Here is a 24,083-nt window from a genome sequence, read left to right on the forward strand (position 1 = left end):
GTGGACCGATCTACACAACGGGGCTAAATGGAACCAAACCTACTAAACCGTAACCAACACATTTTGTCCTATAAGCCCCAAAAAGACCAGAATATTGGGAACCTTCCCGATAACGCTCACGGATTCGCTGCTGGGAACGACGACGCTAAACCCGTCTTCACCGGCTTTGTTCGTAATAGTGAGCTTTCCTTGATCATCCACGGTGACCTGATCACGGGTGAGGCCGAGAGCTGGGTTGTTCTTGAGGAAAGCGTCAACGATCTTTGCCTGCTGATCCGCGGACAGAGTGTAACTATTTGGGTCAGCAACAGTTACTTTGCCCGCGTTATGGGTGCTTTGATTTTGAGGGGCGCCCTTTTGGGGATCCGGGTTCTCCTCCCGGAACGCGAACGGCGGAGCGTAGTAAAAAACCTTGACGTTGTAGGTGTCGAAGGTGTCCGGAGTTCCCTTCTTGGCCACGATAACCGGTACATCCTTAACGCGATCTTTACGCTTCGGGCCGTACGAATTGGCGTTGGCCTCACTGAGGTTCTTTACCGTGAACTCATACTCATCGGGGTTCAGGTTGTTCTTGGTGAGCTGATCCTTGACGGAGGCAATCACCTCAGCCTCGGTCAGTCCGTCGACTAAGAAGAAGTTCTTTGCGATGGCGCCGCCGAACTTTGCGGAATTGGCTTGTTCGGCGCTGGAAGCTCCCGTGGGGGAAGCTGGATCGGCGAGCGCGGGTGTGCCGCCGAAGAATATAAGGGTGGCCGCCAGGGTGGCACCCGCTATCTTACGAAAAGAGGTCACGAGATCCCTTCCTTATTTCCCAATCGTTGAACAATGAATGCAACATTGATTTGAATAGAGAATTCGTATCATTATTCTAATCCGCAGGTCAGAGGGTTGAAAACCGATTTCCTGTGACGTATGACCAGGTCTTTTCTTGTTGGCGAATGTGCGGGTAGCAGGGAGGGGGTGGGTGCTGCCTTACCTGTTCAGGCTTGTATGCCACTGGGCGTAGCGTTCTTGGACGGCGTGGAATTCTTCTTCGGAGATGCCGTACTCTTCAATCCCTGAAAGAAGAAGGCGGGTGAGTTTACGCTGAAATTCGAGATTTTCTATGGAAGATCCGATTCTCTGGCAGTTCCGGAAATTTTGATTCCCACATCGCGTAGACGCGCCACGGCAAGCTAAGTGTTGGCCAGGCCCGCATGAGGAGTTCCCGATTGAGCCAGCGCTCCTGCTGCTCTGTGGTTCCTTCGTTGATCAAAGCTGTGTAACCGCGCTTGATGAGGCCGTTGCTTTCAAGATGGATCGTCTGAGAATTTGGTGCCCAGATGATCGAGTGGTCGAGGTAGAGAGTGCCACCCATGCCAGGGCCGCGAAGCGCATCTAGGGAAGAAGGTAGTTCGTAATGCTTGCGTTGTGAATAGGGTGCAATATCACGCATGCGGCCTCCTTCCCGGTTCTTCCCCCATCCTAGAGGGGAAGGGCACCGCCGGCCATAGTGGGAACAATTAAATTGAATACCGCGCAGAATAAATGCGATAAAATTATGCGTAACGGTGTTATGTGGGTGCACGGTTACGTAGGCACAAGGAGGTGCGGGTTATGGCACGGCTACATGTGAGAAGGCGGTGGTCCTTCTTTGATGACAGGAGCCGCCACTATTTGAGCGTGAACGGAAAGAAACGCCCGGAGGTACTGCTTCCCGAACGCGATAATGTTTTTGAGGTGGGCGACGGCGCCTGCGTTGCTCAGGTGCGAACGCTGGTTCCCCTCAAGAGTAATCCCGTATCTTTCTCTGCGACGGCGGGGAGCGATATCTATCTCAGCTATCGCCTCAAGAAGGGAGCCATTATTGGCCTCATTGTGCTCTTCGGCGCGGTGGCGGCCCTGCCCTTTGTGGTGAAATCCGTGAACCGCATGATTCTGCTGCCGGTGGCCGGGGTGTGCCTGATCGTGCTGCTGGTGCTGTCGCTCACCGTTTTTTCGACGATGTACACGCTCAAGATAGAGGACTCATCCGGAGTGGCTGCATAGCCGGCCGCGTGGGCCAGCCTCCCACAGGCATGTGTGCTGGCGGCGGGCTAGGCGGCGTCGTCGTTCTTATCGGGAATGCACTGCGTTGTTGACGAAATACGCTGGGCGCCGCGATGGTCGGCGAGCCAACGCTGGCCGTTAACGTCAGTAAAGCAGAAACGGAAGTTTTCGTTGATGACGGTGCGCGGGGGTCGGTCGCCAAAAAGGGCGTCGCCGTAGGTGTCCACGTACTCGGCTTTTTCTTTCGGCGGGAGCGTGGGGAATGTGATTTCGTAGCCGGCGGCGGTTTGCCGGAATTCGTGATAGTGGTCGGCGGAGACGGTGAGGCCGTTGGGCGGGGCGGGCATTGCGAGCGTGAGGTCGAAAACCGGGTTGGGGGAGGCGTTGTGGAAACTCGAGGTGATCTGCCGGCCGATTTTCCCGGTGTCGGTGCGGTGTTCCTCCGCGGTGATCTTATTTTGGGTGAAGGCCTGGTTGGCCTGGGAAAACTGCTCGGCTTTGATCGCCTCGTGGCGGTCGTAAATATTCAAGCCGAGCACGGCCACCGCGATAACCACCGAAATAAGCGAGAGCGTTTCGGATAGCGGCAGCCAGCCGCGTCGCTTCCCGCGCGGCTGTTCAGTGCCGATGGCCTTCTCCTCATCCATGCGGTTATCCCTTTTCTGCCCGTTTTCGAATCGTAGCCGCGCTTGGCGTGACTGACGCCGGCGCCGTGCAGCGCGGGCCCGTAGTGTGGGCCCGCGGTGTGCGGCCACCGATGAATTTTAGCGTTTTCAAGAGGGGGAAACATGTGGGGTTCTTCAACTGGCGATGTTGAATCGATAGCGACGACGGAGCGCAGTGTAACTATGGGAGGTGTTCGTCAATCCATGCGCGTAGGCCTGATTCATCTACCTGTCCCGCAGCCACGCTTAAAATAATCGCGATCATCTCATCGTCCGTATAGCTCAGTTCCACACCGTTGAGCGCGAGGAAGACTAACATCGCGTGCGTGCCAATACGCTTGTTTCCGTCGATAAACGGATGATTCTTGATAAGCCCAAACGCAAGGCGAACAGCTTTATCAATAAGACTGGGGTACAGATCCTGCCCACCAAAACTCTGTAATGGAGTCATGAGGGCTGAATCTAAGAGGCCTTCGTCTCGGAGCCCCGATGTCCCACCTGATGTTTCAAGTAGTTCCTGGTGAATCAGGAGGATCTGCCGCTTGCTTAGGTACTTCACTTCGCCAGTTCCTCATATACGCGCGCATTTTTTCTTATGAGTGCGGCTGAGACCTTCGCGAGCTCGGCATCGTCCGGCTCTGTGATTTCATCCGCCTTAGCGAATTCTGTGATGATGTAACGAGGGCGATTATTTTTCAAAATAACGGCTGAGCCATACTCGTCTACCAATCGCGCCACCTTCGAGAAATTCTGATTCGCTTCCGAAATTGGTACCAAGGTATTCGTATTGACATTCATGGCTTACCTCCCCTTCCAAGAAGAATATACAACATATCCTAGGTTGAATATAGCCTAATTTGAAGGGGGTATGGGTGTCGGTTTTGGCGAGAGTTAGCCCGCCTGACTAACTGTTTCTAATACTCGCTACCAGATCGTTCACGGCTTCTTCGGATTCAAGTCCCAAACGTTCTGCTTCGCCCGCTAACCCAGTTTGGAGCACTGACAATGCATAGCGGGCGGAGTTGATCACGCGCACATCGCTGCCGTCTACGACGAAGGCAATGCGGTCTCCTTTGTTGATGCCCAGCCGCTCGCGCACCGCCTTCGGGATGGTTACCCGTCCCTTCGCCTTCACTTTGGCGGATTCTGCAAATTTTTTAGTCACCGTCATCCCTCCTTGGATGTGGGTGTAGTGCTGATGCTTGCGATTTTAGTGGGTGAGATATTGATGTGGGGCCGGACTCGCTGCCTGAAAACTGGAGCGGGCGACGGGAATCGAACCCGCCTCTGCAGCTTGGGAAGCTGCCATTCTACCGATGAACTACGCCCGCGAGAGCGGTGAAGCCTCACGCGAGCGGCCGAACCGCAGGCGCGAAAGAATCACTAGGTGATTATCCTAGCGTGCCATCCCCGCCAGCGCAAAGCGCGCCCGCGGCTTAGTGCTTGCGGCATGTGTTGCTCAGTTCCCGCGGCTTGCGCGACCCAGCACTCACGGCGCGGAAGCGCGCCCGAATTGCTTCAATTCCTCCACATACCGCCCCGCAGGTAGCGCCCACCCGCGCGGGCGTGTCAGAATCTAGGCGTGTTACTTTCCGATGTTGATATTTTGCGCTCCGTGAGCGAGGGCCGCATCGCCCTGCACCCCTGGGATCCGGCGATGGTGCAGCCCTCCTCCATCGATATTCACCTCGACCGCTTCTTCCGACTCTTCGATAACCACAAATACCCGGTCATCGACCCGGCCGCGGACCAGTCCGACCTCACGCGCCTGGTAGAAGTTCCCGCCGACGGCGAATTCGTTTTACACCCGGGAGAGTTCGTGCTCGGCTCCACTTTTGAGCAGGTCACTTTGGGGAACGACGTCGCAGCTCGCCTGGAAGGGAAATCCTCCCTCGGGCGCCTGGGACTCCTCACCCATTCCACCGCCGGGTTCATCGACCCGGGCTTCTCCGGGCATGTCACCCTCGAGCTGTCCAATACGGCAACGATGCCGATCAAGCTCTACCCGGGCATGAAAGTGGGCCAATTCTGCTTCTTCCAACTCTCCTCGGCGGCCACTAACCCCTACGGAGCTGGCGCAAGCGGTTCACGCTACCAGGGTCAGCGCGGCCCCACGGCCTCCCGCTCCCACCTTAATTTCCACCGTATCGACGTGACCCACTACCCGGAAGCCGATAACTAAACTCCGGCCTTAGCAAGCCTCGCGCTTCCAAAGCAAGCCTGGCCGCGCGGTCTCATCGAGAGCGGAAACACGGGACACTCCCGCATATTTTCGCTACTGTAATGATGTTCCATGCGTTAACAATGAGCTCCACCGCCTAAGAAACCGGCGCCCGCACCTACTAGCTGTATCGCGCCAGGTCATCCGCGGAGGGGCTCAGTGGCGTATGTTTGGCACGCTGCGCACGTAGAGCACGTAGCGCACCCGGCGTGCATGGCAAAGGTCGAAGGGACGGAGGCTGCCGTGGCATATGTGCTCCTGCTATTTGCGGTGGGGGCGCTGTGTGCACCGCTCGTGATGCAGCGCGGGCGTTTCGGCTTCGCAATCCTCGCTCTCCTCCCGGCCGGTACTTTCCTGTGGCTCCTCAGCCTCATCCCCCGCATCCTTCGCGGTGATATCTACCAGCAATCCCTCACCTGGGTGCCCCAATTGGGCATGGACCTGGATATCCGCATTGACGCTCTCGGCCTGCTCCTCGCCCTCATCGCCACCGGGGTGGGCGCGGCCGTGCTCTTCTACTCGGCGCGGTATTTCAAACGTGATGCCTCCTACCTGGGCCGGTTCGGCGCGATTTTCGTGGCTTTCGCCGGGGCTATGCTCGGTTTGGTCACCACGGATAACACCGTCGCCCTCTATATTTACTGGGAACTCACCACCGTTTTTTCCTTCCTCCTCATCGGCCACTATTCCGACCGGCAATCCTCGCGGCGCGCGGCTTTCCAGGCCATTATTGTGACCACGGCGGGTGGGCTGGCCATGCTGGGCGGGATCACCATGCTCGGGGTCATGCCCGGGGGATCTTTCTCATTGCGCGAGCTCGTGGTGGCTTCCCACGAAGCCACGCTGTCACCGGGGAATTCCGCGCTGCTGACGAGCGCCGTCGTACTTGTACTTATCGGGGCTTTCTCCAAATCCGCCCTGGTACCTTTCCATTTCTGGCTGCCGGCCGCCATGGCCGCACCCACGCCTGTCTCCGCCTACCTGCACGCCGCGGCGATGGTTAAAGCCGGGGTGTACCTGGTGGCGCGCCTGGCCCCCGGTTTCGCGCATAATCCAGCTTGGCGCTGGATGGTAATCATCCTCGCCTCGTACACGGTGCTGCTGGGTGGTTACCGGGCCCTCAAACAAACCGATATTAAGCTGGTTACCGCTTTCGGCACGGTCTCCCAGCTCGGACTCATTATTCTTTTCGTCGGCTACGGAGATTCGGCGATGCTGCTGGCCGGGCTCATGCTGCTGCTGGCTCACTCCCTCTTCAAATCCGCACTCTTCCTCTCCGTGGGTATCGTGGACGTGTGTACCGGCACCCGTGACCTGCGCGAACTATCCAATGTGGGCCGCAATATGCCCGCGGTTGCCACCTTCGCCGGAATGGCGGATGCCTCCATGATGGGTTTCCCGCCCTTCGCCGCTTTTGTAGCGAAAGAAGGTGCGCTCGGCGCCCTGTGGGGTGGTAGCGCCACCGATATCGCGGTGCTCGTGCTCATCGCGGTGGGTTCGGCGCTCACGGTGGCCTACGGCCTGCGGTTCTGGTGGGGCGCCTTCATGCGCAAGCCGCGCGTAGAGGATACCGAGGTGCGTGACGTTTCCGCGGTGATGATCTGGCCGGTAGGAATATTGGCGACGGCGGGCCTGGTGGCCGGGCTCGCAACCGCGCCCATCAGTACCTTCCTAGAGCAATACCTGGCCCAATACCCCGTGCTGGCCCCCTACCAGGGCCACCTGCACCTGTGGTCCGGCTTCAACGGGCCCTTCCTGGTGACCCTCGCCATCCTCGCGGCCGGTTGCTGCCTCTTCTGGCAGCGCCACCGCATCTCCGCCTTCACCCAGCGCCACGCCCTGCGCCTCAGCGCCGAGGAAGCCTACCAGCGCATTGTTTCGGGCACCGAGCGTTTCTCCATGACCGTCACCGCCCGCACCCAATCCGGTTCGCTTCCCACCTACCTCCTCACCATTTTCTGGTTCCTGCTCATCACCGTGGGAATCGCGCTGCTCACCAACCCGGTGGGTACCCTGGTGGTGCCCCGGCTCTTCGATAGTTGGGCGCAGGCCGCGGTGGCCGTTGTTGGCTGCCTGGGAGTGCTGCTTGCCGCGGCCTCTCGCCACCGTCTCAAAGCCGTGATCCTCATGGGAATCGGTGGCTACGCCGTTGCCCTCACCTACGAGATGTACGGGGCTCCTGACTTGGCTCTCACCCAGGTGCTTTCCGAAACTCTCACCCTCGTGGTCTTCGTGCTGGTGTTGCGGCGCCTGCCTTCCTATTTTTCTTCCCGGCGCACCAAAGGCACCCAGCGGTTCCGCATCGTTTTCGCGGCCATCATGGGGGTGCTTTTCGCGGGGCTGGCGTATCTGGCAGCCGGGGTGCGCACCCACGCGCCAATTTCGGAACTCTTCGCCGATGAAGGTTTCCGTTTCGGGTACGGGCGCAATATCGTCAACGTTACCCTCGTGGATATCCGGGCTTGGGACACGATGGGGGAGACCTCCGTGCTGGTGGTCTGCGCCGTCGGCATTGCCTCCCTCCTCTTCGTGCGCGACCGCCTCGGTGGCACGGATCGGTTGCGCAATATCCTGGGCGCGAAAAGCGAACGGGCGCAACGCTTGCACCGCCTCGGTGACGACCCGGTGGCATATGTGCGCAACTCGCTGCGCGCCGAAGAAGAAGCGAAACGTTCGGGGCGTAACCGCGCCTGGCTCGCTTCCGCGAACCGCCCCGGGGTGGCCTCCCGCCCGATTATGTTGCAAATCGGCACTCGCCTGGTTTTCCATACCATCCTCATTATTTCGCTCTTCTTCCTTTTCGCCGGGCACAATATGCCGGGCGGAGGTTTCGCCGGCGGGCTGCTGGCCGGCATCGCGCTGACATTGCGCTACCTGGCCGGCGGCCGTTTCGAACTGGGCGCCACCCTCCCCATCCTTCCCGCACACCTACTGGGAACCGGGCTGGGCTTGGCTACCCTCTCCTCGCTCGCCCCCATCATGTTGGGCGGTAACCCGCTACAAACCGCGAAAATCGACATGGTGCTTCCGATCTTTGGGGACGTTCATTTTACGACGGCGCTCATTTTTGACACCGGCGTCTATATCGCGGTTGTTGGCCTGGTGGCCGAAATTCTGCGCTCCCTCGGCGGGGAAATTGACCGGCACGGAGAGATCGAAGAAGGCGTCTGGGATGCTGATATTCGCATCGAACCTTCCCATGACGCCCGCCAGAACCTGCGTGAAGAAATGGAATCCCAGGCGGAGCTCAGCGAACGCGCTTCCCCGAAACAAGAAGCCGAGCGCCTGGCTCTGGCTGCCGAACAACGCGATGCGGCAACGGAAGGAGAGCAAGAATGAGCGTATCTCTCGCCCTCATCCTCATGTGCGGGGTTTTCGTTGCCGTAGGGGTCTATCTTATTTTGGAGCGCTCCCTGTCCCGGGTGATTCTCGGGCTGGGCTGCCTCTCCAACGGCGTCAATATTCTTTTCCTTATCGCGGGTGGCCGCACCGGCAATCCGCCCTTTATCGGTAACGGTTCGCCGGATCTGTGGGCGGACCCGCTGGTCATGGCCATGATGCTCACCGCGATCGTTATTACCCTGGCCACCACCGGTTTCCTGCTGGCCATGGCCTATCGCACCTGGCAGCTGCGCGATGATGACGAAGTACGCGACGACGTCGAGGATCGCGCCGTCGCCGTTCGCCAACAACTGGAAGAAAGCAGCCAGCGATCCGAAGTGGGAACAGACTTGCAGGAAACCTCCGCGGAATTCCGCGACGAAACCGATACCCCGGCCCCGCGCTTCGGGCGTTTGGGCCGCTGGAACCGCAAGCATCCGCAGCGCCGCCGGCACCGCTACGTCGCTAACCCGAATGCCACCCACGGCGTGGACGGCTCGCTCGCGAACGGCGGAAAACCGCGGAATAGTGGACGCGGCGGAAACGCGGGAGGTACGCGGCGATGATTTCCTGGCTACTTCCCGTTCCCATTGTGCTGCCCCTGCTGGCCGCCGGGGTGCTCCTGGCGGTTCCGCGCCGGCGCCGCGTGCAAGCCTGGACTGCGGTAGGGATGCTTTCCATCGTCCTCGTGGTCGCGGTGATTCTGCTCTTCGTTTCCGCGCGCGGCCCCATCACCCTGGACGTGGGGAACTGGGCGGCACCCGTGGGTATTTCCCTGGTGGCCGACAGGCTCTCCACCATCATGCTCACCACCTCGGTCACGGTGACCCTCATCGTGCTGGTGTACTCGGTATTTCAGGGCGTGGCCGACGGGGAACGCGGCGCCCCCACCTCGGTGTACTACCCGGCTTTCATGATTCTTTCCGCCGGGGTATCCGATGCTTTCCTCACCGGCGATCTTTTCAATATGTACGTGGGCTTTGAGATTCTCCTGGCCGCGTCTTTCGTGCTCCTCACCATGGGTGGCACGGCCGAACGCATGCGCTCCGGCTCGGTCTACGTGATCGTCTCGATGGTTTCCTCCCTCATCTTCCTCACCGCGCTCGGCCTCACCTATGCCGCGGTAGGTAGCGTCAATCTGGCCGACCTCGCCGTGAAACTCCCGCAGGTAGATCCGGGAATGCGCATGGTCCTCCAGATCGTGTTCCTCGTGGCCTTCGGCCTCAAAGCCGCGATCTTCCCGCTGGCCGCCTGGCTACCGGACTCTTATCCCACCGCCTCCGGCCCGGTCACGGCCGTTTTTGCGGGCCTGCTCACCAAAGTGGGCGTCTACGCGATTATCCGCACCCAGGTGCTGCTCTTCCCGGGCGGGCGCCTGGACGATATCCTCGCCGGCTTCGCGGTGGCCACCATGCTCATCGGTATCCTCGGCGCGATCGCGCAGGAAAACATTAAGCGCCTGCTCTCCTTCACCCTGGTGAGCCATATCGGCTACCTTATCTGGGGCATCGCTATCTCCACCGAAGCGGGACTCTCCTCCACAATTTTCTACGCCGTGCATCATATCGTGGTGCAGACCGCGCTGTTTTTGGTGGTGGGCCTGATTGGCTGGGTGGCAGGAACGACGTCGCTCGTGCGGCTCGGCTCCATTATGCGCGCGGCACCCATGGTTGCGGTGTTGTATTTCCTCCCCGCGCTTTCCCTGGGCGGTATTCCGCCGCTCTCCGGTTTCCTCGGCAAAGTGGGCTTGCTGGAAGCGAGCGCTGCGCGCGGCACCCCGATTGACTGGGTGCTGATAGCGGCCGGCCTGGTTACCTCACTCCTTACTCTCTACGCCGTGATCCGTGCCTGGAATATGGCTTTCTGGCAGGAAGCCCCGGCGGAGCTGCCCTCCACCACCTACCCGAGCGGCATGGTGATCTCCGCCTCCGGACTCATCGCGGTGATGCTCGGTATTACTTTTGCGGCCGCGCCGCTGCGTTCTTTTACCGACGGCGCAGCTGCCGAGCTGGAAGCCCGCACCCCCTATATCAGCGCGGTGCTTCCCGATTGGGATCGCGGTACCGGGATCTCCCCGGAAGTGGATGAAGAAACCGTGGTACCCCACGAAGATTCCACCCCGGATACCGGCACCTTCACCCACACTCCCGCACCGCAGGAAAGCCCGCGCCTGCTGCGCTCCCCGAGCCCCACGCCCGCGGCGTCGCTGCCGGCTGGTGCGCCGGTGCCGGGCGGTGCGCCGTCGTTCAACACACCTACGCCCACGCCCGCGGCGGTTCCCACGCCCGTTCCCACAGTCTCCGGAGGTGAGCAATGAGTCGCGATAGCGAAGCAATCCGCCTGGTCACCCGGCGCGAAGGTCGTTTCCCGAGCGCCTCCCTGGGGGTGCTGATGTGGCTGACCATCGTGTGGGTGCTGCTCTGGGGGCAGGTCAGCGCCGCCAATATCGTGGCCGGTTTTTCCCTCGCGCTCCTCGTCACCGAACTGGCGCCGTTCCCTACCGCCTCCTTCGACGGGCGTTTCCGAATCTGGGGAGTGATCCGCCTCGTCGCGATTTTCGTACGCGACCTCGTGCATGCCTCCTGGCAGCAAGCCTGGTTTATCCTGCGGCGCGCTACTCCGCGCGGCGCGGTGATCCGCGTGCGGCTGCGCTCCCACTCGGATGCCTACCTGGCGATTACCGCCGGGATGTCCACGCTGGTGCCCGGCTCGCTCGTTATCGATACCGATGCTGCTTCGGGCACCTTGTACGTGCATGTATTCGATGTGGGCATGGCCGGGGGAGTGAGCGCCGCGCACCAATCGGTGCTCGATTTGGAGGAACGGGTGCTGCGTGCTTTTGCCTCGCGCAGTGAGCTGGTGCAGGCCGGCTTCGTGCCAGGTTCCAGTCCCAAGGCCGGGCGCCTGCCCGTTCCCTTCGCTCCCGATAGCTCCGGAGGTGAACGGTGATTATCGTGATGGTTATCTGCGGGGTGCTTCTGGCTATCTCCGCGCTGCTGGTGACGGTTCGTATTGTCAAAGGCCCCACGGTCCTCGACCGGGTGGGAGCGCTCGATGTGATCACCTCGATTATGGTGGGGGCGCTCTGCCTCCTCGCGGCAGTGACTCGACGAGCCGATTTGCTCGCGGTTTTCGTCGTCGTCGCCATTGTCGGTTTTCTCGGATCCGTGGCCGTGGCGCGTTTTATTCGGCCCGTGGACCAAAACGACCCGAAAGAAATGCGGCGCCTCGCGAAGGCGAACGAACGCGAAACAACCGACGAAGAAGAAGACGAAAGCCCCGCTCACGATCCGGATCGCGAGCCGCCCACCGCTCGCACCCAATCGGATACCGCGAACCTTCCGCGGGCGGATGCCGCGGGCACCCAGGAAGGAGCCCGGCCGTGAACCCTTGGGATATTATCGGTGCCGTGCTTATGCTGGCCAGCGCCACCCTCACCTTCGTGGCCGCCATCGGGATGTTCCGCTACCCGGACCTCATGACGCGCCTGCACGTGGCCACAAAACCGCAGGTCCTCTCCCTCATTATGGGCTGCCTGGGCGCGGCCTGCCTGGTGCGTGACCCGTCGATGACGTGGACGCTGCTCCTCGTTATCGGCTGCCAGCTCATTACCTCGCCCATTTCTGCGCATATGCTTTCGCGGGCCGGCTACCGCACCGGGCGTATCGATTCGGATGCCATGGTCGTGGACGAATTGCGCGAGGACCTGCGCTTCGGGCGTGGGCTGAGTCATAATAGTTCTGGACAGGAAAAGAATTCTGCGCGGGGGAGCACCTCCACGCATTAAATATCGGAGGCGGCGCCGGGTTTCCAGGCGGGGCGGCGCCGCGCGAAGAAAGGGACGCTGTGGATATCGGTTGGAAAGTTGTGAGTGCGGGCGTTGGGGTGCTCTCGGGGATCGTCGCCAATAAAATCGTGGACGTGGTGTGGAAGGGCATTTCCGGGCGGGAGATCCCCGATTCGGAGGATCCGAATGCGCCGCTCGTAGACGCGGTTATTTTTGCGGTTGTCTCGGCGGGGGTGGCCGCGGCCGTTTCCCAGCTCACCCAGCGCCAGGCCGCCAAATGGTACGGCAAGGGCGAAGTGATCGATTCGCAGGTGCGCGCTCGGGCCTAAGGTTCGCGCGGCGCCGATCCGGTTCCGACCCGGCGCCGATCCGGTTCCGACCCGGCGCCGATCCGGTTTCGGCTCGGGACCGCAGGTGTGAAAATCTGGGACCTCCGTACTAGACTGGACGGCACGACAGGGGAGCGCAGCAGCGCTGAGAGTGCGGCCGGCACGCGGCACGCAGACCCTCGAACCTGCTCCGGTTAGTACCGGCGAAGGGAGTCGAGATCTCTCCTCCGCACCGCGGAGACCCTCCTTATATCCTGAGGAGGATGCATGGTCCAGAAAAATAGGCACGGCGCCCGCGCACTTACGGCCGCCGCGATGGTTGCGGCACTGGCCCTGGCCGGCTGCTCAAAGAACGACGACGCCGCCTCTCCGGCAGCGAGCGATCATCCCACCACAGTTCGCGTGGTCAGCCACGAATCATTCAACCTACCCGATGAACTCATTGCCCGCTTCGAGAAAGAATCCGGGTACACCATCGTGAAATCGGCACCCGGGGATACCGGCCAGGTTGTAAACCAATTGGTGCTGGCGGATGGCAAACCCGGCGCGGATATGGTGTTCGGGGTGGATACCTACACCGCCTACCAGGCGCTGGACGGTAACACCATCGCCGATTATTCTTCCCCGAAGCTTCCCGCGGGGGTGACCGCCCTCGAAGGGAAACTCAATCCCATCGATCAGGGCGAAGTCTGCGTGAATTACGATCGCGAGTGGTTCACCCAGAAAAATATGATTCCGCCCCTGAGTTTCGCGGATCTTTCCCGCCCCGAATACGCCGGGCTGCTCGCGGTGGAAAACCCAGCTCTTTCCTCTCCCGGCCTGGCTTTCCTGGCTGCTACCGCGCACGTTGCCGGGGGAACGGAGGGGCTCTCCCAGCTGTGGGGTCAGCTACTGGGGGCCGGAACCCGCATTTCTGGCTCGTGGACGGATGCTTACTACACTGATTTTTCCGGTTCGGAAGGCAAGGGAAACTACCCGCTGGTGGTTTCCTATTCTTCCTCCCCTGCTGCTGAAAACGGGCGCACCGGCGTGATTGAATCGACCTGCGTACGCCAGGTGGAATACTCCGGGGTGCTGCGCGGGGCAGAGAACCCGGAAGGCGCGCAGGCTTTTATCGACTTCCTGCTTTCCGAGGATGTGCAGAAAGCTATCCCGGAGTCGATGTACGTGTACCCGGTGGCCGATGTGGAGCTGCCCGCGAGCTGGCAGCAGCACGCCCCGCGTGTCAAGGACCCCATCGTGCTGGACGCCAAAGAAGTGGGGGCCCAGCGCGCCGAATGGATCCGCGCCTGGCGTGACACCGCGGGAATGTGAGTAACGCATTCCGTATCCCGCGCCCGCGCGGAGCTTCCCTGGTGGTTGCCCTCGCGCTCGCGGTCCCGCTATTTTTCCTCGCGGTATTTTTCCTGTGGCCGGTGGTGGCGATGCTCGCGCGCGGGCTCGTCACCCCGGCCGGGGTGGATACCGCGGGTTTCGCCGCCGAGCTCACCCGCCCGCGCACCTGGAAAGTCGCCGGGCAAACCCTGTGGATGGCGGCGGCCAGCACCGCCTGCTCGGTCGTGCTGGGGCTTCCCCTCGCCTATGTGCTCTACCGCCTGCGACTGCCCGGGGTGCGGGTGGTGCGGGCCTTCGTGGTGGTGCCTTTCGTGCTCCCCACCATCGTGGTGGGTACCGCGTTCCGGGCGCTGCTGCGCGCCGACGGCCCCTACGGTTTCCTAGGCTGGGATTCCAGCCCGTGGGCGGTGGTCGCGGCCATGGTTTTCTTCAATACCGCGGTGATTTCCCGGACGGTAGGGCCCCTGTGGGCGGCGCTGCCCCCGCACGCGGAGGCCGCTCGCACCCTCGGTGCCTCCCCGTGGCGGGCTTTCCGTACCGTCACCCTTCTGGAACTGGCCCCGGCTATTACCTCCGGCGCGGCTATTGTCTTTTTATTTTGTTCGACGTCGTTCGGAATCGTCCAAACCTTAGGCGCACCCGGCTACGGTACCCTCGAAACTGAAATCTGGGTGCAGACCACCACCTTCCTTGATTTACGGGCCGCGGCGGTGCTTTCGCTGCTGCAAGTGGTGATCGTTGGGATTGCCACCGCGGTGGCGGCCCGGGCCACCCGGCGCACCTCAGCGGCGCTGCGCCTGCGCCCGGCCGCCCGCAGGAAAGTGGGCCCGAGTGATATTCCGGCGCTGCTCATCAGCTCGGCTACCGTTATTTTCCTGATCGGGGCTCCGCTCCTCACCCTGGTGGCGCGATCCTTCCAGCGTTCGGGCACCTGGACGCTGGAGAACTACCGAAACCTCATCGGTTCTTCTGGATTTGCGGGGGTGTCGGCTTCCGATGCACTCCGGAATTCTTTGACGACGGGACTGAGCGCTGCCGCACTTGCCCTACTCCTCGGGGCGCTGTTGGCTTTCGCGTTGGCCTCCCCGTGGGCCCCGCCGCGGCCGGTGAGCACGGCCGCGGAAGGGATCGCCCTGCTGCCGCTGGGTGTTTCCGCGGTGACGGTCGGTTTCGGATTATTCCTCACCATCCGGATGCTTGTACCTTCCGCGCAATTACTCGTGCCGGTAGCCCAAGCGGTGGTGGCCCTTCCCCTCGTGGCCCGGGTGATTCTCCCGGTGGTGCGGGCCATCGACCCGCGCCTGCGCGAGGCTGCCGCCACCCTGGGGGCCGGGCCGGGGCGGGTCTGGAGAAGTATTGATCTGCCGCTGGCCGCCCGGGCGCTCGCGGTGGCCGCCGGTTTCGGCCTGGCCATTTCCTTAGGGGAATACGGTGCCACATCCTTCCTGGCCACCAGTGATTCCACCACGCTTCCGGTGCTGATCGGCCAGCTCTTGGGGAGGCCCGGGGCGGAAAATTACGGGACCGCGATGGCCGGGGCGGTAGTGCTCGGTACGGTCACCGGGGGGCTGATGGCGCTGAGTGAAATGGCGGCGCCTGCCGGGGCTGCGTCGTCGTTATTAACGCAGCAGAAAGGAAAGCTTCGTGTTAGAACTTTGTGACGTGTCGGTGCGTTACCCGGACGGTTTCGAGGCGGTGCGCGGCGTGAATCTTAGCGTGGAGTCGGGCACGACCGTGGCGCTGCTGGGGGCCTCCGGTTCGGGGAAATCCTCGCTGCTGCGCGGGATCGCCGGGCTGGAGGCAGTACGCGGGCAGGTGCTGATCGACGGCGCTGATATGACGGCGGTTCCCACCCATCGGCGCGGGGTGGGCATGGTTTTTCAGGACGGGCAGCTTTTCCCGAATCGCAGCGTGGGTGGAAATATTGCCTACGGAATTGAGAAGGGCCGTCCGCGCGCCGAGGTAGAGGCGGAGGTTGAGCGCTGGCTGGAGCTGGTGGAACTGAGCGGTTATGCCAAGCGGGCGGTCACGACTCTTTCGGGTGGGCAAGCCCAGCGGGTGGCTCTGGCCCGTTCCCTGGCGGCGCGCCCGCGGGTGCTGCTCCTGGACGAACCGCTTTCCGCCCTCGATACCCGCCTGCGGGAGGACCTGGCGGTATTCCTGCGCCGGGTGCTGCAAAAGGCCGGCACGACGGCGGTCTACGTGACCCACAATGATGCCGAAGCGGCGACCGTTGCCGACCGGGTAGTGCACATGGATAGCGGGCGGCTGGTTGCCGCAGGTTAACTAATCTTCCTGAACAGTGCAGCTAGAGCCCGAGGAAGCGCAGGATTGCGGGGAAGTCCTCGTTGATCTGCGCGGTGCCGGCCGCGAAAGAGGCTTCCAGCTTTGCCACATTGGTTTCCCTATTCGAAGTCAGCTGGTGGCGCGGGAAGTAGAGGTAGGCTCGCCCCCGCGCTTCCAGATTGAAAAGATGAGCCCGGGTGGCGTTGTACTTCGCGGCACGTTCCTCCAGTGCGGTAATGAGGTGAGGATATTTGCGGAACGCCGCCCGGATCAGCGCACTTGCCTTTCGGGAAGGTGCCGGGCGCACGTAATCGCGCGGTTTCGTCATAATAACGACGGCGCGCTCGAAGCCAGCAGCCTCAGCAGCATCAATAGGTATACCCCCGGATGGCCCGAGCGCGCCGTCGGCGTAAAGCTCACCGTCGAGCGTTACGAAAGGCATAATGCCGGGCATCGTTGAGGACGCCTGCACCCGCACCAACAGGTCGTCAAGAACCCTAATATCGCTGCGGTGCCAGTGCGCGGCGGCGCCGTCGCTCAAACGAAAAGCACTGATATCGAAATCACCGGGCGTGGACTGGAAAGTCTCGAAATCAAAGGGAAGGGCTTGGCCCGGGCGCGACGTGTGAAGGTAAATATAATCCGAGTTGAAGGCGCCCTTGCCGCTGAGGAAGGTCCGCCAGTTTCCGATATTCGGATCTGCCCCAAATTCCACGAAAGAATGCCGGGCCCGCAGCGGGTCGCGGCTGAGGTAATTCGCCACGTGGCTGGAACCCGCCGAAATTCCCGAAACATGCGGGAATTCCAGGCCTGCCTCGATGAGCTTGATAACCACCGGGGCGGTGGCGCTCGCGCGCATACCGCCGCCCTCAAAAACGAGGGCGGTTTCAGCAATCCGAGACATGGGGTTTCCTTTCTACGTGCCAGGCCGGGGCGGGTGCGGCCGCGAGCGAAGCTGACTCCGGCCGCGGCCCGAACTACCTGCCGCGCACTCCTGATTCGCCCATTCCGTAACGCAGCGAATTGACTTCGCAGCTGCATTCGGTGGCGATATTGATAGTGGAAGCAATCGCACCTTCGGCACGCAGCTCCAGCAGGCGGGGAACAACCCGATCCCGCAAGGACCACGGGTCAATGGTATTGACGTAGATCTTGGTGCCGCCTTCAAAACCGGCGAGGGTGGAGGTGCGCCATTTGAGGAGCACCCGCCACGGGGTTGCTACTTCCATATCCCGCGAAGGTGCGTACCATTCTTCATTCGTGGGAATATCTGGGCCGGTGGCCGCGTGCATGGCATGCACCAGATCCGAAACGGCGCGCAATTCATGGCGGGTGTGCTCGAAGGGTTGGGAGGCTTCCGAACGCGACCATACTTCGAGGGTGGGGTAGCGATGCCCGAAACCGGCGTAGGCCACCGCGTACTTATTCTCCGCAATAACGAGATTGTGGTAGCCGGCGTAATCCACCCCGTACTCGTTGAAGATATTGGGGTTATCGCGCACCCGGTCCACTTCGTAGCGGTGATTGACGGTGCGCTCATCAATCGAGACCAGCTGCTTATGGAGGTGTTCGAAGGAGGCACCGGCCGGCCGCAACCAATTCTGGAAGACCTGCACGTATTTGACGTAGCGGTTCTGCTCGTACAGATCGCGCATGGCATCCGCGGTAAGCAGGAAGTACCAGTAGTGCTCAGCCGGGGTGAGGGTACCCGAGCCAGCCCGATTCGCGGTGGAATCGGAACCGGGCACATAGTGGTGGCGCCCGATAATGAGGTCATGCCCGCCCCCGTAGAACGGTAGCGCGCTCAAGAGGCGCTCCCGCTCCGGAAGTGCATTCCAGGCATCCTCATCCATGCCCGAGGCAATGGCCTTGTTATGCGCCACGGAAAGCACGTGGGCCCGCCCGGCCGCATCCGAGGTGTAGCGCTCAAAAGCATCCTGGCGGCGGGTGGTGAGTTCGTACTGGTAGTTGGTGGTCCAGTACTGGAAAGGAACAATCTCAAAAAGATTGGGAACCCGCCGGAAATCCCACGGGTCCGCCAGGGAATCCACCGGGGCATCATAGGTGATCCGAGCTTCACCCGTGGCGGGATTGCCAACGATGCGCGCCTTTTCCGGCGGTGTTTCCAGCACCCGATCCGCGCAGAAAGAACAGAAGTTTTCCGGGTGATTCGCGCTCAGCGGTTCCGCGATAGGAACTTCCGCCTTGAGGGGCCGGTTAGCGCGGCCCGGCTGGGTCCACACTTCGGTACCGGAAAACGGGTTGATCTGTTTGATGGTCCCATCCGGAAGCCGGGTAATAGGCGGGCGAATTTCGTGGCGTACAACCATAAGTTTCCCTCACGTTCGGCAGCAGAGCCACCCACCATAGTAGTGGGTAGCCCCGCTGCGAGCACGGTGAAGCTGAATTCTTAGCTCACCGAATACCCGGCCTGCGCCAAAGTTGCATAAGCCTCATTGACGAAGGCTCTGCGTACCTGCACCTCATAAGAATTGGCGGTGGTGGCCCGCACCGAAGCGAAGTCACGCCGCCCACCGGTGAAGCCGTGCGAGATCGCGCCCATAATGGCACCGAGCACCGCCCCGCAAGCAAGCCCGAAGAGGAGCACCTGCCAGAGCACCACGGCCGGCGCGAAAAGAATAAAGAAGAAGGAGAAGAAGAGACCCCAGGAAGCCCCGCCTGCCGCGCCGTAGAGCGCGGCCTTTCCGGTAGTCAGGCGCCCGGTCACCTGCTCCACGCTTTCCAGATTCACGCCGACGATACGCACATTTTCCACCGGGAACCCGGCATCCGAGAGCGCATCTACCAGGCGTTCGGCCTGCCGATAATCAGAAACTTCCGTAATGGTGCGGTAATCCGCGGCACTTTGTTCAGCGGCGCGCGCGGTGGCGGACGCGCCAGTAGTTATGTTTTCATTCATAGGCTCATCCTAAAGGTGGCCTATGACAGAAAAATCGCCCTCGAAACAAAAATCAGCTGCGCGCCGGAAATGCTCGCTAGCGGTGGAAACCGGGAAGCGTATTCCGGCGCGCAGCCTGGATGGTGTCAGTGCGCGCCAAATCATACGGGCGCGCAGCTCACGCACACTGGCTAGCCAGCCACGTTAATCAATCGTGGATAGGTCCGCGGCGCCAATAATCCCGGCGTCATTCCCGAGCCGCGCGAGGCGAATTTCCGGCAGCGTCCGGTATTTCGCCACGGGGAGAACTTCGGGGAATTCGCGTACCAGCGGATCGAGCACGAGCGAACCTGCTTCGCTCACCCCGCCGGCGATCACGAAGATTTCCGGATCGAAAATGGTGGCCATATCCGCCAGGCCGATGGCGTTCCAATGGGCGAGCTCGTTGAAAACATCGAGGGCCATCTCATCGCCTTCCTGGGCGGCCGCGGTCACGGCCGGGCCGGTCACGCGCCCCTCACCCAGTTCCAGGATGCGAGCGGCACCGCTGGGATAATTCGCGGCCCGCTCGGTGGCGAAACGTACCAGCGCACTACCCGAGCCCATCACTTCCCAGCACCCGCGCGAGCCGCATCCGCACAGCGGCCCGTTCGGAACCATGTGGATATGCCCGATTTCAGCCCCGAAACCGAAAGCTCCGCGCAGCAGATTCCCGTTCATAATGACGCCGCCACCCAGCCCGGTGCCGAGCGTTACTACAACGGCAGATTCCGCATCCGCGGCCGCGCCGAAACGGTATTCGGCCCAGGCGGCAGCGTTGGCGTCATTTTCAACGACGACGGGCATGCCGGTGAGCTCAGCGATACGTGAACCGAGCCGTCCGTTCTGTAGGGGCACATTCGTGCCGTAGATCAACGTATCGCGATCCGCGGCGATATAGCCGGCCTGCCCGATTCCAACGGTGGTAGCCCCCGAGGATTTGAGGTCATTGACGCAGGCGGCGATAGTTGCGATAAAGGCCTCGGAATCCTGGCGCGGCGTGGGGCGCCGGACCCGCTGCAAAATTTCACCTTGTTCATTGACGACGCCGGCGGCCACCTTCGTGCCGCCAACATCCACACCGATGCTCAGAGTCATGGTGCAAGTCTACCTGGCGTGGCCAGCCGGATTCCGGGATGGCGCAGCGGCGTCGTCGTACCGAAAAAAGAGGGTGCGCAAGGACGTGACGTAGCTCGCGAAAAGTGGGCGGGAATAAAAACCACGCCCCTAAGGTTGAGTTAGGTGGACTCAAGAAAGGGCGAGCCGATTGGACATAGGTTCTCGGATCGTTCAGACTTGGAAGGAAACTTTGTCGAAGGGTCCGCGGCCGGTACCGCCGGCGTGCGGATCTGCGGCACGAATGCAGAAGGAGCAATCATGGCACGTGCAGTAGGTATTGACTTGGGAACAACCAACTCCGTGGTGGCCGTCCTCGAAGGCGGGGAACCCACGGTGATCGCGAATGCGGAAGGTGCGCGCACCACCCCGTCCGTCGTGGGCTTCTCTAAGAGCGGAGAAGTGCTCGTGGGTGAAGTGGCCAAGCGCCAGGCTGTCACCAATGTTGATCGCACGATTTCTTCCGTCAAGCGCCATATGGGCGATGACTGGAAGGTTGATATTGACGGTAAGGATTACAACGCGCAGCAGATTTCCGCGTTTATTCTCCAGAAGCTGAAGAAGGATGCGGAAGCCTACCTGGGCGATACCGTCACCGATGCGGTTATCACCGTGCCGGCCTACTTCAATGACGCACAGCGCCAGGCCACCAAGGATGCCGGCACCATCGCCGGTCTGAATGTGCAGCGTATCGTCAACGAACCCACGGCCGCGGCGCTGGCCTACGGCCTGGAAAAGGGTAAGGAAGATGAAACGATTCTGGTCTTCGACCTGGGCGGTGGCACCTTTGATGTTTCCCTCCTGGAAGTGGGCAAGGATGAGGATGATTTCTCCTTCATCCAGGTGAAGGCCACCTCCGGGGATAACAAGCTCGGTGGGGATGATTGGGATCAGCGCATCGTCAACTGGCTGGTTGACCAGGTGAAGAACGCCTCCGGTGTGGATCTGTCCAAGGATAAGATCGCGCTGCAGCGCCTCAAGGAAGCCGCGGAAAAGGCGAAGATTGAGCTGTCTGCCGCGACCTCCACCCAGATTTCGCTGCCCTATATTTCCATGAGCGAATCCGGGCCGATCCACGTGGACGAAACCCTCAGCCGCGCCAAGTTTGAGGATATGACCAAGGATCTGCTGGATCGCACCAAGACCCCGTTCATGAACGTGATTCGCGATGCGGGCATCCAGATTTCCGATATTGATCACGTGGTGCTGGTGGGTGGATCCACCCGTATGCCGGCTGTGACCGAAGTGGTCAAGGAGCTCACCAACGGGCGCGAACCCAATAAGGGTGTCAATCCTGATGAGGTCGTGGCCGTGGGTGCGGCGCTGCAATCCGGTGTGATTACCGGGGACCGCAAGGATGTTTTGCTTATCGACGTCACCCCGCTCTCCCTCGGTATTGAAACCAAGGGCGGCGTGATGACCAAGCTCATCCAGCGCAATACCGCTATTCCCACCAAGCATTCGGAAACCTTCTCCACCGCGGAAGATAACCAGCCTTCGGTATCCATCCAGGTGTTCCAGGGTGAACGTGAGTTCACGCGCGATAACAAGCCGCTGGGCACCTTCGATCTGACCGGGATCGCGCCGGCTCCGTCCGGGGTGCCGCAGATTGAGGTGACTTTCGATATCGATGCCAACGGCATCGTGCATGTGTCCGCGCGTGATAAGTCCACCGGCAAGGAACAGTCCATGACCATTACCGGCGGTTCGGCCCTATCCGAAGAGGAAATCAACCGCATGGTCAAGGAAGCTGAGGAGCACGCCGCGGAAGATGCCAAGGCCAAGGAAGAAACCGATACCCGCAACCAGGCGGAGCAGACCGCGTACTCCATTGAGCGCCTGATCAAGGACAATAAGGACAAGCTCACCGATGCCACCGTCACCGAAGTGGAGGAGGCCATCGCCAAGGTGCGCGAAACCCTCAAGGGCACCGGCAACGTGGAGGATGTCAAGAGCGCCCTGGCCGAACTCAACGAGAAATCGCAGAAGATCGGGCAGGAAATTTACGCGCAGGCCCAGGCTGCTGAGCAGAATGGCGGCGCGAATGCGTCCGGTGCCGCGGGTGGTTCCGGTGCGTCCGGTTCTTCTGACGACAATATCGTCGACGCCGAAGTCGTGGACGATGAGGAGAATAAGTAATGAGTGAGGACGATCTGAAGCGCAACGGCCCGGAAAGCGCGGGTGCCGGTAACGGCGCGGGCGGTTCCGGTGCGGGCGCTGTTTCTGGGAACGACGACGCAGCTACCGCCGCGGCCTCGCCGGCAAATGCGGGTGAATCTGGCACGGGCACGGCTCAGGAACCCGAGGTGGGCGCGGCTGACGCTGGAGAAGCTGGCGCGGCTGGCGCTGCCCAGGCATCGGATACTCACGAATCCGATACTGAAGCTTCCGGTGCTGAGGCCGGCGCAGGCGATACGGAGGCCGTCGCGGCCGATCCGCTCAGCGAAGCAATGGCGACCATCAGCACCCTGGAGGATCAGCTCAAACGCGCCCAGGCATCGCTGTACAACACCGAAACGGAGTACACGAATTACGTGCGCCGCTCCAAGCAGGAAGCCGGAGCGCACCGCGATTCGGGCACTCTCAAGGTGATTGAGGCCTTGCTTCCGGTTCTTGATGATGTGGAGCTGGCTCGCCAGCACGGGGACCTGGAAGGCCCCACTGGCTTGATCGCGGAGAAGGTGGAGCAGATTCTCTTCTCCACCTTCAAGGTGGCGCGTTTCGGTGCGGTTGGTGATGAGTTCGATCCGGAGTACCACGAGGCACTCATGAATCGATCCTCGGCGGAAGCCACCGCTCAAACTATTGAGACGCTTATCCAACCCGGATACACCGTGGCGGATAAGGTTCTCCGCCCGGCCCGGGTGGGAGTGGTCTCACCGGAATAGTGGGGGCAGGCTTCACGCAATACACACAGCAGGATAAGAAAGGGGAGGTGAGCATATGGCAGGGGCAAGCCAAGATTGGCTCGATAAGGATTTCTACCAGGAACTCGGCGTGAAAAAAGACGCCACCCAGGAGGATATTAAAAAGGCCTACCGGAAGCTATCCCGCCGTTACCACCCCGATCGGAATGGCGGCTCGAAGGACGCCGAAGAAAAGTTCAAGAGGGTGGGGGAGGCCTACCAGGTTCTCTCCAACCCGGAGGATCGCAAACAATACGATGCGATCCGGGCGCTCGGGGCCGGCGGGCCCCGCTTCCGGGCCGGTGGGCAAGGCAGCGGTGGTTTTGAGGACATCTTCTCCATGTTCTCCGGCGGCCGCGGCGGAACCTACCACGCCTCATCCTCCACGGGCGGCACCCGCGCAGGCGGCTTCAGCGGTAACTTCGAGGACGTGCTAGGCGGACTTTTCGGGGGCGGACAGGGAGGTGGAGGTTTCGCCGGATTCGGCTCCCAGCGCCGGGCCCAGAAGGGTGCGGATATGACCGCCACGGTCTCGCTCCCGCTCCGCCAGGCTGTGGACGGGGCCACCGTGAAAATCCAAACCGCCTCCGGCAAGTCCGTGACCGCGAAAGTCCCGGCCGGCGTGAGTGACGGCCAGAAAATTCGGATCGCCGGGAAGGGGCATCCGGGCCTCAACGGCGGGCCGGCTGGCGATATTATCGTCACCGTCCACGTGGAGCCCCACCCGGTTTTCGAGGTGCAGGGCAAGGATGTTTACGTCAATGTCCCGGTGTCCTTCCCGGAAGCCGCTCTCGGGGCTACCGTAGAAGTACCAACGCTGGCAGGGCACACCGTCCGGGTGAAAATCCCGGCCGGTTCCTCCACGGATAAAATTCTGCGGGTGCGCGGCAAGGGTCTCACGGCCAAGGGTACGGCCGGGGATATGTACGTGCGTCTCAAGGTCGTGGTTCCCACCCGGCTGTCGGATGATGCCCGCAAAACCGTGGAACTCTTCGCCAAAGCCACAGGCGATGCCGATCCGCGCGCGGATTTCATCCGCATGGCCAAGGTCTAGGCGAAGTGCTAGCGAAGCTCATGCGAACGGATAACCA

Annotated in this window: 25 protein-coding genes, 1 tRNA gene and 1 riboswitch; of the genes, 15 read left to right on the top strand and 11 right to left on the bottom strand. The window is 61.5% G+C overall.

The window, feature by feature from the left end; translation table 11 throughout:
* Positions 1 to 42: 42 nt before the first annotated feature.
* On the bottom strand, positions 43 to 792 hold the full coding sequence (locus ACRQEG_RS05070; RefSeq protein WP_435730947.1) for a hypothetical protein: 750 nt from the start codon (positions 790 to 792) through the stop codon (positions 43 to 45).
* A gap of 289 nt (positions 793 to 1,081) precedes the next feature.
* On the bottom strand, positions 1,082 to 1,435 hold the full coding sequence (locus tag ACRQEG_RS05075; protein ID WP_320758035.1) for a transcriptional regulator: 354 nt from the start codon (positions 1,433 to 1,435) through the stop codon (positions 1,082 to 1,084).
* 227 nt (positions 1,436 to 1,662) lie between these two features.
* On the opposite strand from ACRQEG_RS05075, the gene ACRQEG_RS05080 reads away from it, so the two are divergent.
* On the top strand, positions 1,663 to 2,028 hold the full coding sequence (locus ACRQEG_RS05080; protein WP_320758034.1) for a hypothetical protein: 366 nt from the start codon (positions 1,663 to 1,665) through the stop codon (positions 2,026 to 2,028).
* A gap of 47 nt (positions 2,029 to 2,075) precedes the next feature.
* Here ACRQEG_RS05080 and ACRQEG_RS05085 read toward each other — a convergent pair whose 3' ends face one another.
* From ACRQEG_RS05085 to ACRQEG_RS05105, 5 genes are all read right to left on the bottom strand, one after another.
* The gene (locus ACRQEG_RS05085) at positions 2,076 to 2,675 is read right to left on the bottom strand and encodes a hypothetical protein (protein ID WP_320758033.1); all 600 of its coding nucleotides are present in this window, start codon (positions 2,673 to 2,675) and stop codon (positions 2,076 to 2,078) included.
* A gap of 199 nt (positions 2,676 to 2,874) precedes the next feature.
* The gene (locus ACRQEG_RS05090) at positions 2,875 to 3,252 is read right to left on the bottom strand and encodes a type II toxin-antitoxin system death-on-curing family toxin (protein WP_320758032.1); all 378 of its coding nucleotides are present in this window, start codon (positions 3,250 to 3,252) and stop codon (positions 2,875 to 2,877) included.
* Entirely contained in the window at positions 3,249 to 3,491 is a 243-nt protein-coding gene (locus ACRQEG_RS05095) for a type II toxin-antitoxin system Phd/YefM family antitoxin (protein ID WP_016441879.1), read from the bottom strand. Before ACRQEG_RS05095 ends, ACRQEG_RS05090 begins: the two co-directional genes overlap by 4 nt.
* Positions 3,492 to 3,597: 106 nt before the next feature.
* Complete coding sequence (locus ACRQEG_RS05100; RefSeq protein WP_394532471.1) at positions 3,598 to 3,858, bottom strand: AbrB/MazE/SpoVT family DNA-binding domain-containing protein; 261 nt, start codon at positions 3,856 to 3,858, stop codon at positions 3,598 to 3,600.
* Between the two features lie 92 nt (positions 3,859 to 3,950).
* A tRNA-Gly gene (locus tag ACRQEG_RS05105) sits at positions 3,951 to 4,024 on the bottom strand.
* A 251-nt stretch (positions 4,025 to 4,275) separates the two neighbouring features.
* Here ACRQEG_RS05105 and dcd point away from each other — a divergent pair.
* The 11 genes from dcd to ACRQEG_RS05160 all read left to right on the top strand — a co-directional run bounded on the left by dcd (position 4,276) and on the right by ACRQEG_RS05160 (position 16,032).
* Positions 4,276 to 4,875 carry a dCTP deaminase gene (gene dcd / locus ACRQEG_RS05110; RefSeq protein ID WP_320758030.1) on the top strand — a complete coding sequence of 200 codons (600 nt, stop codon included), beginning with the start codon at positions 4,276 to 4,278 and terminating at the stop codon, positions 4,873 to 4,875.
* Positions 4,876 to 5,127: 252 nt separating this feature from the next.
* Positions 5,128 to 8,253, top strand: coding sequence for a Na+/H+ antiporter subunit A (locus ACRQEG_RS05115; RefSeq protein WP_435733798.1), 3,126 nt, complete (start codon positions 5,128 to 5,130; stop codon positions 8,251 to 8,253).
* Positions 8,250 to 8,861, top strand: a complete 612-nt coding sequence (locus ACRQEG_RS05120) for a Na(+)/H(+) antiporter subunit C (RefSeq protein WP_126135813.1) — start codon at positions 8,250 to 8,252, stop codon at positions 8,859 to 8,861. The genes ACRQEG_RS05115 and ACRQEG_RS05120 overlap by 4 nt, the downstream gene beginning before the upstream one ends.
* Positions 8,858 to 10,612 carry a Na+/H+ antiporter subunit D gene (locus ACRQEG_RS05125; protein ID WP_435733799.1) on the top strand — a complete coding sequence of 585 codons (1,755 nt, stop codon included), beginning with the start codon at positions 8,858 to 8,860 and terminating at the stop codon, positions 10,610 to 10,612. Before ACRQEG_RS05120 ends, ACRQEG_RS05125 begins: the two co-directional genes overlap by 4 nt.
* The gene (locus tag ACRQEG_RS05130) at positions 10,609 to 11,244 is read left to right on the top strand and encodes a Na+/H+ antiporter subunit E (protein WP_126135811.1); all 636 of its coding nucleotides are present in this window, start codon (positions 10,609 to 10,611) and stop codon (positions 11,242 to 11,244) included. The genes ACRQEG_RS05125 and ACRQEG_RS05130 overlap by 4 nt, the downstream gene beginning before the upstream one ends.
* Positions 11,241 to 11,681, top strand: coding sequence for an MrpF/PhaF family protein (locus ACRQEG_RS05135; RefSeq protein WP_274734286.1), 441 nt, complete (start codon positions 11,241 to 11,243; stop codon positions 11,679 to 11,681). Before ACRQEG_RS05130 ends, ACRQEG_RS05135 begins: the two co-directional genes overlap by 4 nt.
* Positions 11,678 to 12,082, top strand: coding sequence for a monovalent cation/H(+) antiporter subunit G (gene mnhG, locus ACRQEG_RS05140; RefSeq protein WP_274734288.1), 405 nt, complete (start codon positions 11,678 to 11,680; stop codon positions 12,080 to 12,082). Before ACRQEG_RS05135 ends, mnhG begins: the two co-directional genes overlap by 4 nt.
* A 59-nt stretch (positions 12,083 to 12,141) precedes the next feature.
* Positions 12,142 to 12,411 carry a DUF4235 domain-containing protein gene (locus ACRQEG_RS05145; protein WP_274734290.1) on the top strand — a complete coding sequence of 90 codons (270 nt, stop codon included), beginning with the start codon at positions 12,142 to 12,144 and terminating at the stop codon, positions 12,409 to 12,411.
* A 118-nt stretch (positions 12,412 to 12,529) separates the two neighbouring features.
* Positions 12,530 to 12,640: riboswitch (TPP riboswitch) on the top strand.
* A 38-nt stretch (positions 12,641 to 12,678) separates the two neighbouring features.
* Positions 12,679 to 13,725, top strand: a complete 1,047-nt coding sequence (locus tag ACRQEG_RS05150; RefSeq protein WP_284898917.1) for a thiamine ABC transporter substrate-binding protein — start codon at positions 12,679 to 12,681, stop codon at positions 13,723 to 13,725.
* Positions 13,722 to 15,407 (top strand): ABC transporter permease, encoded by a 1,686-nt coding sequence (locus tag ACRQEG_RS05155; protein WP_284898916.1) that lies wholly within the window; start codon positions 13,722 to 13,724, stop codon positions 15,405 to 15,407. The genes ACRQEG_RS05150 and ACRQEG_RS05155 overlap by 4 nt, the downstream gene beginning before the upstream one ends.
* A complete protein-coding gene (locus ACRQEG_RS05160) occupies positions 15,391 to 16,032 on the top strand; it encodes an ABC transporter ATP-binding protein (RefSeq protein WP_284898914.1) in 642 nt (213 codons plus the stop codon). Before ACRQEG_RS05155 ends, ACRQEG_RS05160 begins: the two co-directional genes overlap by 17 nt.
* A gap of 22 nt (positions 16,033 to 16,054) precedes the next feature.
* Here the strand turns inward: ACRQEG_RS05160 and ACRQEG_RS05165 are convergent, their stop codons facing one another.
* The 4 genes from ACRQEG_RS05165 to ACRQEG_RS05180 all read right to left on the bottom strand — a co-directional run bounded on the left by ACRQEG_RS05165 (position 16,055) and on the right by ACRQEG_RS05180 (position 20,068).
* A complete protein-coding gene (locus ACRQEG_RS05165; protein WP_284898912.1) occupies positions 16,055 to 16,936 on the bottom strand; it encodes a patatin-like phospholipase family protein in 882 nt (293 codons plus the stop codon).
* 73 nt (positions 16,937 to 17,009) lie between these two features.
* Positions 17,010 to 18,362, bottom strand: a complete 1,353-nt coding sequence (locus tag ACRQEG_RS05170) for a DUF4921 family protein (RefSeq protein ID WP_284898911.1) — start codon at positions 18,360 to 18,362, stop codon at positions 17,010 to 17,012.
* Between the two features lie 80 nt (positions 18,363 to 18,442).
* Positions 18,443 to 18,952, bottom strand: a complete 510-nt coding sequence (locus ACRQEG_RS05175; RefSeq protein ID WP_087069990.1) for a general stress protein — start codon at positions 18,950 to 18,952, stop codon at positions 18,443 to 18,445.
* 183 nt (positions 18,953 to 19,135) lie between these two features.
* Positions 19,136 to 20,068, bottom strand: a complete 933-nt coding sequence (locus tag ACRQEG_RS05180; protein WP_284898907.1) for an ROK family glucokinase — start codon at positions 20,066 to 20,068, stop codon at positions 19,136 to 19,138.
* Positions 20,069 to 20,347: 279 nt separating this feature from the next.
* Between ACRQEG_RS05180 and dnaK the strand changes: the two genes are divergently transcribed.
* The 3 genes from dnaK to ACRQEG_RS05195 are packed head-to-tail and all read left to right on the top strand — an operon-like array spanning position 20,348 to position 24,046.
* Positions 20,348 to 22,225 (top strand): molecular chaperone DnaK, encoded by a 1,878-nt coding sequence (gene dnaK / locus ACRQEG_RS05185; RefSeq protein ID WP_026428617.1) that lies wholly within the window; start codon positions 20,348 to 20,350, stop codon positions 22,223 to 22,225.
* Positions 22,225 to 22,974, top strand: a complete 750-nt coding sequence (locus tag ACRQEG_RS05190) for a nucleotide exchange factor GrpE (protein ID WP_087069988.1) — start codon at positions 22,225 to 22,227, stop codon at positions 22,972 to 22,974. The genes dnaK and ACRQEG_RS05190 overlap by 1 nt, the downstream gene beginning before the upstream one ends.
* 55 nt (positions 22,975 to 23,029) lie before the next feature.
* Positions 23,030 to 24,046: a DnaJ C-terminal domain-containing protein gene (locus ACRQEG_RS05195; protein ID WP_087069987.1), complete on the top strand. Its 1,017-nt coding sequence runs from the start codon at positions 23,030 to 23,032 to the stop codon at positions 24,044 to 24,046.
* The last annotated feature ends 37 nt before the right edge of the window (positions 24,047 to 24,083 follow it).

Origin of the sequence: Actinotignum stranguriae, from assembly GCF_051265215.1 — a bacterium.
Taxonomy (GTDB): domain Bacteria; phylum Actinomycetota; class Actinomycetes; order Actinomycetales; family Actinomycetaceae; genus Actinotignum; species Actinotignum schaalii_C.